This window comes from Dactylosporangium sp. NPDC006015 (genome assembly GCF_040614215.1).
Lineage (GTDB): Bacteria > Actinomycetota > Actinomycetes > Mycobacteriales > Micromonosporaceae > Dactylosporangium > Dactylosporangium maewongense.
This window is the reverse complement of sequence record NZ_JBEXUD010000102.1, coordinates 1-8,429: the sequence shown is the minus strand read 5'-3', so window position 1 is coordinate 8,429 and position 8,429 is coordinate 1. Positions and strand designations below refer to the sequence as shown.

Genomic DNA, 8,429 nt, shown 5'->3' with positions numbered 1-8,429 from the left:
CGGCGAGCGGCGCCACCCCGGCGTGCGTGAGGCGGACCGCCGCGGCCAGGTCGGCGGCGGCCAGGTCCTTGAGCAGGTAGCCGCCGGCGCCGGCCCGGAGCGCCCGCGTCACGTACTCGTCGTCGTCGAACGTCGTGAGCATCACGACCCGGCAGCCCGGGAGCCGCTCGCACAGCTCCCGGGTGGCCTCGACACCGTCCATGACCGGCATGCGGACGTCCATCAGCACCACGTCCGGCGCGGCGTCGAGGGCCTTCGCGACCGCCTCGGCGCCGTCGGCGGCGGTGCCGACGACGTCGATCCCCGGCTGGATGCCCAGCAGCGACGCGATGCCGTCGCGGACCAGCTGCTGGTCGTCGACGACGAGGACCCGGACCGCCGTCATGCCGCCGGCACCGTCACGGTGAGGGTGACCCCGGGCCCGCCGCCGGCGCGCTTCGTGGCCGCGCCGCCGCCGCTGTACGTGGTTGCCACGCCGCCGTTGCCGTGCCCGGTTGTCGTGGTGCCGCCGCCGTCGCCGTCGCCGTCGCCGCCGTGCTCGGTGGCCGTGGGGCCGTCCTCGCCGCTGCGGCCGTTGTCCGTGTCTCCGCCGGCGCGGCCGGTGCCCGTGTCTCCGCCGCTGCGGCCGGTGGCCGCGCTGCTGTTGCGGTGCTCGGTGGCCGCGGGGCCGCCGTCGCCGCTGCGGTGGGTCGCCGCGTCTGCGGTGGCGCGGCCGGTGTCCGTGCCTCCGCCGGTGCCTGCGACTTCGCCGGTGTCCGCGTCTCGGCTGGTGTGGCCGGTGGTGACGGCGACGCTGCCGCCGACCGCGGCCAGCCGCTCCCGCATGCCCCGCAGCCCGAAGCCCTCGGCCGCGCCGGCCGCGAAGCCGTGGCCATCGTCGGCGACGACCAGCCGCGCCGTGCCGCCGCCGAACGTCGCCCGGACCGTGACCCGGCCGGCGCCCGCGTGCCGGCGGGCGTTCGTCACGCCTTCCTGCGCCGCCCGGAACACCGCGATCCGCGCCGCCAGCGGCAGGTCCGGCTCGTCGCCGAGGACCGCCACGTCCACCCCTTCGCCGGCGAGGTCGGCCAGCGCGCCGGTCAGCGAGAACGGCGCCGACAACGCCCGTACCGCGCCGCGCACCTCGTGCAGGGCGCGTGCCGCCGAGTCGCGCGCCGCCCGTACCGACTGATCGGCCGCCACCGGATCCCGCTCCCGGAACGCCGCCGCCTTCTCCAGCTGGATGCTGACCGCGGTCAGGTGGTGTCCGAGGCTGTCGTGCAGGTCCCGGGCGACCCGTCCGCGCTCCGCCGCCGCGGACAGCTCCGCGACCTCGTCGAGCGCCAGCCGCAGCCTCGCCCGCGAGTCGGACTCGCCGACCGCGGCCGCCGCCATCGCGACCGCCAGGCACATGCCGACGGCCAGCATCAGCACGTCCCTGACGCGTTCGCCGTCGGTGTACCAGTGGGGGTCGGCGACGCTCAGCCACCCGACGGGCACCGCCACGCCCGCCGCCGCGAGCGTGACCGCGACCTTCCTTCCGTAGGCGAAGTACGCGGCGAACGGCACCAGCAGGAACAGTAGGTTGGACAGCCCGTCGCCGTCGAGCGCCGCGACCAGCACGAACATCGCGGTCCTGGCGGTCAGGAACACCGCCGCCGGCGCCGCGACGCGGCGCTCGACCAGCTCCAGGCCGGCGAGCGCCCCGATCGCGGCGACGAGCGCGGCGGCCTGCGCGACGCCGCCGGCCCTGACCTGATGGTGCAGACCGGCGGCGAGGACCGCGCCGTACACGACGAACGGCAGCCACGGCGGGCGCATCATGCGATTCAGGCTACTGTCCGCCGGAGGCCGGCAGCACGGACAGTGCCAGCCATCCGATCGACGCCGCGGCCAGCACGTGTACCAGGCTCGTCCCCGGCGTGTCCGGCAGCGGTGCGAGGGCCGCGAGCAGCGTCAGTGACACGCCGTAACCCGCCGCGGGCAGCCTCGGGAAACCGCCGGAGCGCAGCATCGAGACGCTGAAGAGGATCGTGCCGGCGACGAACACCACGGCACTGATCAGCAGCGCCGTGCCGAACGGTCCGTCCCGCAGCGTGTCCACAGTGGACTCGTCGAGGTGGAACAGGACCAGGTTGAGCGCGAACGCGACGCCGGTGAACAGCCCGAGCCCGAGCACGTTCACCGCGTAGGCGGCCGCCCCGAACCTGCCGGCGGTGGCGCGATGGTGCAGGTAGAGGGCGGTGACGGCGGGCGCGGAGAGCGCGGTGCCGAGCCCGAGGACGAAGCTCGTCGCCGACGTCTCGCCGGTGAACGCCTCCACCGCGCCCGGCACGCCGATCGACAGCCCGAGCAGGACGCCGCTGGCGGCGCCGAACCGTTGCAACCACGTGAGATCCATGCCGTGGACCGTATTGTCGCGGGCGGCACGCGGGGGAGTGCCGGACGGCCAAGGTTCCGGCTGCCGTTCGTCATGTGCCGGGCCGCCGGGGCGCACGGAACACGTGCACCCCGGCGGACGGTGGAGCGTGCGGTCAGTGGCAGGAACCGGTGCCGCTGTCGCTGTAGGACTGGCCGGCGACGGGGACGAACTGCCAGTCGTACGTGTTGGCGTGGAGCGTGAACTTGAGGACGCCGTAGGCGGAGCTGTTACGGGCCTCGCTGTTGGGCTGGATGGTGCCGAAGGCGTAGTGGCTGGCGCCACCCATGCCGGCGACCCAGGTGCGCAGGCCGCGGGCGTTGTCCAGGGCGCCGCTCGGGTTCATCGGGGCGAAGCGCTCGTAGACGTGGTTGTGGCCCCACAGCACGACGTCGGCGTTGTAGTCGTACAGCGCCTGGTAGAGCGGGCGCGTCGAGGTCGACGGGGCGTGGTTGGAGCTGGACGTGAAGAGCGGGTGGTGCCAGTACGCCAGGGTGCACGGCTTGCTGCTGGCCGCGAGGTCCGAGCGCAGCCACTGCTCCTGCGCCGAGCCCGCGGACATGCTGATGTTCGAGTTCAGCGACACGATGTGCCAGTTGCCGAGGTCGAACGAGTAGTAGCCACGGCCGGACGGGCCGGCGACGGAGCCGAAGTAGCTGTAGTACGCCGAGGCGCCCGACGTGACGTAGTCGTGGTTGCCGGGGGAGGGCCGGGTGCGGGCCTTGAACCGGCCCCACGTCGGCTCGTAGTACGAGTTGAACTCGCTCGCCGTGCCGCTGTCGTACACGTTGTCGCCCAGCGTGTAGACGGTGCCCGGGATGTTGTCGATCAGCGCCGCGGTGGCGCTGTCGCCCGAGCCGGAGTTGGCGATGTCGCCGGCGCCCACGAACACGGGGTCGCCCGAGGGCGGCGTGGTCGTGCCGGTGGTGATGACCAGCTGTGGGGCGTCGGCGCCGCTCTCGCGCGAGTCGTAGTAGGCGCCGTCGGAGTTGCTGGAGCTGCCGCCGATGCTGAACGTGCCGTTGCCGGTCACCAGCGCCTTGACGTCGACCTCGTACCAGCCGTCCTTGGTGACGGCACCGATGGTGCCCAGGGTGGCGCCGTCGATCGCGGGCTGGTTGTTCCAGGTCGTGCCCGTCTCGGACCACGTCGTGTTGCTCATGGCCTTGAACGTGCCGCCGGCGGGGCTGCCGTCGTTGCCGCTGATGGTGCGCAGGCGCAGCTTGGCGGCGGTGACCGTGCCGCTGACGCCCGACACCGTGAACCGCAGGAAGACGCGGCGCACCGGCGAGTTGTCCACGACGATCTGCGTCGCCGTGCCGTAGTTGGTGGACGCGGTGTCGCTCTGGACGTACGTGTCGGCGACGGGCGTGAACGTGGCCGTGGCGGCCGACGCGGGGGTCGCGGCGGCCACGACGACGGTGGCGGTGGCGGCGACCAGCGCCGCGACCGTCGCCATCGTCACCTGTGGGCGGGTGAGACGGATGCCCATCCAGAAACCCTTCTCTGGGCGTGTGCAGAAGCGCAAGGAACATAGGGACGCCGATGGGCCGCACCGGTACCGTAAGGTAAACATATAACGAAATACTTCGATGCAAAGTCCCGTTCATGTGCTGCACACCGGCCCGCCGTTTCCGGGGCGTTGCGGGAAGATCCGCCGCCGTCGGACGATGGCGCACCGTTGCCCGCAGGAGCCGCAGGAGAGGGAGACCACCGGGGTGTACCTGTCGACCGTGACCAGCCCGGTCACCGCGCCGCCTGGCGGTGACCCGCGCCGCCGCCGGATCGCGCTCGTCAGCGGCAACGTCGTCGCCCTCGGCACGGTCAGCCTCATCACCGACGTGTCCGCCGAGATGGTCACCGCGGTCCTGCCCCTGTACCTCGTGCTGGGCCTGCACGTCAGCCCGCTCGCCTACGGCGTCGTGGACGGCGTCTACACCGGCGCGACCGCGGTCCTGCGCCTCGCCGGCGGGTTCGTCGCCGACCGGTTCCGCTCCCGCAAGCTGGTCGCCGGCTTCGGGTACACGCTGTCGGCCGTCGCCAAGCTCGGCCTGCTCCTCGCCGGCCGGTCGGTGCCGGCGATCGGCGCCGTCATCGCCGTCGACCGTCTCGGCAAGGGCGTGCGGACCGCACCCCGCGACGCGCTGATCACCGAGTCGACGCCGCCGGAGGCGCTGGGGCGGGCGTTCGGCGTACACCGGACGATGGACAGCATCGGGGCGTTCCTCGGCCCGCTCGTCGCGCTCGCCGTCCTGGCCGCCGCCGGCGAGTCCTACGACGCGGTCTTCGTGACCAGCTTCTGCATCGCGGCGCTCGCGGTCGTCGTGCTGGCCCTGTTCGTCCGCGAACGACCGGCGGCAGCGCCCGAGCCCGCGACAGCGCTCGAACCCGCGGCGGAGCTCGAACCCGCGGCGGAGCTCGAACCCGCGGCGGAGCTCGAACCCGCGGCGGCGCCCGAGTCCGCGGCGGACAAGGTGTCGCTGAAGGCCGCGTTCGGGTTGCTGCGCGACGCGCCCGTCAGGCGGCTCGCTGCGGCCTCCTGCCTGCTCGGGCTCGCCACGATCGGCGACGGTTTCGTGTACCTGATGCTGCAACGCCGCGAGGAGCTCAGCCTCGTGTGGTTCCCGATGCTGGCGGTCGGCACGAGCCTGGCGTACCTGCTGCTCGCCGCGCCGCTGGGCATCCTCGCCGACCGGATCGGCCGGCTGCCGGTGGTCCTCGGCGGCTACACGGCGCTGGGCCTGGCCTACCTGCTGCTCTTCGGCCCGGTCGGCGGGTGGCCGCTGCTCGTGCTGACCCTGGCGCTGCACGGGCTGTTCTACGCCGCCACCGACGGGGTCCTCATCGCCCTCGCCGGGCCGGTGCTGCCGGCGCGGCTGCGCACCACCGGCATCGCGGTCGTCCAGACGGGACAGGCGCTCGCATACCTGGTGTCGTCCGTCCTCTTCGGACTCGCGTGGCAGGCGTGGGGCCCGCAGGCCGCCAGCCGGGCCGCGGCCGCCGGTGTGGCGGTGGTCGTGGTCGCGACACTGCTGCTGCTGAGGAAACGAGGACCGGTGCGATGACACAGCTGTCGAACAAGGCGCGGATCGGTGTGCTCGCCGCCGCCGTCGTCGTGCTCGCGGGCGTCGCGGCGGGCTACACGGCACTCGCCGCCGACCGCGCCGAGCCCGCGGCCGCGACCGGGCCCGGGCGGGACGCCGCCGTCACGCTCACACCGGGGCCGCGCCTGCTCACGATCACCGACCGGCACCTCGCGACCGTGGCCGCCGCGGACCCCACCGGTCCGCGGACCGTGTCCACAGTGGAGTGCCTGCGGGTGTACGCGGCCGCCGGCACGGGCGTGTGCCTGCGACCGCAGACCGCGTGGGCCTACGAGGTGGTCGTCCTCGACGCCGACCTGCACCCCCGGCAGACCGTGGCCGTGCCCGGCCTGCCCAACCGCGCCAGGGTCTCGCCGTCGGGCCGGTTCGTGGCGTGGACCGTCTTCGTCGGCGGCGACTCCTACACCAGCAGCGGGTTCTCCACCCGCACCGGCATCCTCGACACCAGGACGGGCACGACCATCAGCTCGCTCGAGGAGCTCACCGTCATCCACGAGGGCAAGCCCTACCGCAACGTCGACGTGAACTTCTGGGGCGTGACGTTCGCCGCCGACGACAACCGGTTCTACGCCACGATGTCGACGGCCGGCCGCCGGTACCTCGTCCGTGGGGACCTCGCCGCCCGCACCGTCGAAACCCTGCGCGACAACGTCGAGTGCCCCTCGCTGTCGCCGGACGGCACCCGGATCGCGTTCAAGCAGGCGATCGACGCCGACCCGCAGCGCGGCTGGCGGCTGTCGGTGCTCGACCTCGCCACCATGCGGGTGACGCAGACCGCGGAGCAGGCGAGCGTCGACGACCAGGCGGCCTGGCTGGACGGGTCCACCCTCGGGTACACGCTGCGCCAGGACGACGGCCGCCCCGACGTCTGGTCGGTGCCCGCCGACGGCACGGGCGCGCCCCGCCTGCTGATTCCGGGCGCGGAGTCGCCGGCGCCGCTGGCTGTCTGAATCCCTGTCACCGCGTGGGTGGCCGGAGTGTCGCCAAGCGGACCGGGTGCGGCGCCGCCCCGCCGGGCGCCTCACTGTGTGCCGGGTCCGCACGGCCGACTCCACCCCGGTCGGCCAGTACGACTGCCACGGCGGCGCCGACCAGAAGTGGTGGTGGTCCTGACCCTGCCGGTACGGTCGCGGCGTGAGAACGCGCAGCGCCGTGGCAGCGCTGGTGGCCGGGGTGTTGATCGGGGGCGCCCCGGCGCCGGCACAGGCTGAGACCGTCCGCGAGCAGCAGTGGTGGCTCGGCGCGCTCGGCATGGCGAAGGCCCAGCAGGTCAGCAAGGGCGAGGGCGTCGTCGTCGCGGTGATCGACACCGGCGTCGACGGCGCCCAGCCGGACCTGTCCGGCGCGCTGCTGCCCGGCGCCGGCACCAACGGCGTGGCGAGCGAGAAGGGCTGGGACGACCCCGACGGCCACGGCACCCAGATGGCGACGGTCCTGGCGGGCCGCGGCGGCGACGGGGCGAACCATGTGCTCGGCATCGCCCCGAAGGCCAAGGTCCTGCCGATCGCGATCCCGATCGGCAACAGGGCGGCCGGCGCGCCCGCGGGCACGCTCGCCGAGCCGATCCGCTACGCCGCCGACCACGGCGCGAAGATCATCAACATGTCGTTCACGCTCACCGACGACGAGCTGAAGCAGCCGGAGCTGGACGCCATCGCGTACGCCCGCGCCAAGGGAGCCGTCCTCGTCGCCGCCGGCGGCAACCGCCCCCAGGGCGACGACCACGTGCCACTCCCGGCCCGCTACCCCGGCGTCATCACCGTCGCCGGCACGACCCGCACCGGCGGGCTGTGGGACGGCTCGATCGCCGACCCGACCGTCGACATCGCCGCGCCGGCGCAGGACATCATCGGCGCCGCCCCGAAGTCCCGCTACCCCTCCGGGTTCGCGATCGGCTCGGGCACGAGCGGCGCCGCCGCGATCGTCTCCGGCCTCCTCGCGCTGATCTGGTCCAGGCACCCCGAGCTGGACGCGGCCAACGTCGTCAACCGCCTCTTCGCCACCGCCCGCGACAAGGGCGCCCCGGGCCGCGACGACAGCTTCGGCCACGGGCTGATCGACCCGTACGCGGCCCTGACCGCCACCGTCCCACCGGTCACCGCCGACCCGCTCGGCCCGACCGCGTCGCCGTCCCCGCCGGCGCCGCCCACCACCCACGCGCCGCCGCCGCGGGCTTCCGGCGACGGCCCGGGCACTCCCGCGATCCGCGCCGCGGTCGTCGGCGGCGGATCGCTCCTGCTGGCGCTCCTGCTCGTCTTCGGCGTCGCCCGCCCGCTGCTGCGCGGCCCACGCCGGCGCCGCTGACCCACCTTCGCGGCGCCGAGGCCGTCGCTGTGGCGCCGAGGCCGCCGTCGCCGAGGTCGAGGCGGAGTGGGCGGCCCACCTGGGCACCCGCCGGATGGCCCAGCTCCGTGCGATCCTCGTCGGCCTGCGGGGGATCACCGATCCGTGCGCGTGACGCCGCCCGCGTCAGCCGGTCGTGGTGGTCTTCGTCGTCGTGGCGGTCGGGGCGCCGTCGTCGCAGGTGACGGACATCCGGATCGTGACGTTGCCGCGCTTGAAGGCGACCTCCGCCGTGCCCGCCGGGCCGCCGTTGAAGGTCGTGACCTTGTAGCCGTCCGCCGGGTCGGGGGACGTCAGCCGCACGCGCCCGGCGCCGTCGCAGGTGGCGGTGACCGTGCCACCGGCGGAGGTGAGGGTCTCCGAGCGCGGCGGGTCCGAGGTCGGGGGCGGGGATGGCGGCTCGGTCGTGGGCGCCGGGCCGGTGATGTCGGCACCGCCGGAGGAGCCCGCCGGGGCAGGTCCCGGCCCGCCGTGGCGGCCGCGACGGGCCTCGCGGCCACGGGCGCCCCCAGGTCCGGCGGCACCGGCGTTCCGGGCGGCGGCGCCGGCACCCCGGGCGGCGGCACCCATGGCGGCGGCACCCA

General features: G+C 74.5%; 7 protein-coding genes and 1 pseudogene. 3 read left to right on the top strand and 5 right to left on the bottom strand.

What is annotated here, in order from left to right; genetic code table 11:
• From ABZ321_RS57960 to ABZ321_RS57945, 4 genes are all read right to left on the bottom strand, one after another.
• Window positions 1-385: response regulator transcription factor (locus ABZ321_RS57960; RefSeq protein WP_354905616.1), on the bottom strand; the 385-nt coding region annotated here is incomplete at its 3' end.
• On the bottom strand, window positions 382-1,803 hold the full coding sequence (locus tag ABZ321_RS57955; RefSeq protein WP_354905613.1) for a sensor histidine kinase: 1,422 nt from the start codon (window positions 1,801-1,803) through the stop codon (window positions 382-384). The genes ABZ321_RS57955 and ABZ321_RS57960, both read right to left, overlap by 4 nt.
• 10 nt (window positions 1,804-1,813) lie before the next feature.
• Window positions 1,814-2,380, bottom strand: a complete 567-nt coding sequence (locus tag ABZ321_RS57950) for a hypothetical protein (RefSeq protein WP_354905610.1) — start codon at window positions 2,378-2,380, stop codon at window positions 1,814-1,816.
• Between the two features lie 133 nt (window positions 2,381-2,513).
• Window positions 2,514-3,890, bottom strand: a complete 1,377-nt coding sequence (locus tag ABZ321_RS57945; RefSeq protein WP_344514432.1) for a DNRLRE domain-containing protein — start codon at window positions 3,888-3,890, stop codon at window positions 2,514-2,516.
• Between the two features lie 178 nt (window positions 3,891-4,068).
• Between ABZ321_RS57945 and ABZ321_RS57940 the strand changes: the two genes are divergently transcribed.
• The 3 genes from ABZ321_RS57940 (at window position 4,069) to mycP (ending at window position 7,806) form a co-directional block, all read left to right on the top strand.
• Window positions 4,069-5,463, top strand: a complete 1,395-nt coding sequence (locus tag ABZ321_RS57940; protein ID WP_354905607.1) for an MFS transporter — start codon at window positions 4,069-4,071, stop codon at window positions 5,461-5,463.
• Window positions 5,460-6,452 (top strand): hypothetical protein, encoded by a 993-nt coding sequence (locus tag ABZ321_RS57935; protein WP_354905604.1) that lies wholly within the window; start codon window positions 5,460-5,462, stop codon window positions 6,450-6,452. The genes ABZ321_RS57940 and ABZ321_RS57935 overlap by 4 nt, the downstream gene beginning before the upstream one ends.
• A 184-nt stretch (window positions 6,453-6,636) precedes the next feature.
• The gene (gene mycP, locus ABZ321_RS57930; RefSeq protein WP_354905601.1) at window positions 6,637-7,806 is read left to right on the top strand and encodes a type VII secretion-associated serine protease mycosin; all 1,170 of its coding nucleotides are present in this window, start codon (window positions 6,637-6,639) and stop codon (window positions 7,804-7,806) included.
• 165 nt (window positions 7,807-7,971) lie between these two features.
• On the opposite strand, the pseudogene ABZ321_RS57925 reads toward mycP, so the two are convergent.
• Window positions 7,972-8,429, bottom strand: a pseudogene (locus tag ABZ321_RS57925) (hypothetical protein); the annotation flags it as partial.

What these genes read in the sequence shown, in the direction of transcription:
- ABZ321_RS57935 (WP_354905604.1), top strand. Translation starts at nt 5,460, where the DNA reads ATGACACAGCTGTCGAACAAGGCGCGGATCGGTGTGCTCGCCGCCGCC.
- ABZ321_RS57945 (WP_344514432.1), bottom strand. Translation starts at nt 3,890, where the DNA reads ATGGGCATCCGTCTCACCCGCCCACAGGTGACGATGGCGACGGTCGCG.
- ABZ321_RS57940 (WP_354905607.1), top strand. Translation starts at nt 4,069, where the DNA reads ATGGCGCACCGTTGCCCGCAGGAGCCGCAGGAGAGGGAGACCACCGGG.
- ABZ321_RS57955 (WP_354905613.1), bottom strand. Translation starts at nt 1,803, where the DNA reads ATGATGCGCCCGCCGTGGCTGCCGTTCGTCGTGTACGGCGCGGTCCTC.
- ABZ321_RS57950 (WP_354905610.1), bottom strand. Translation starts at nt 2,380, where the DNA reads ATGGATCTCACGTGGTTGCAACGGTTCGGCGCCGCCAGCGGCGTCCTG.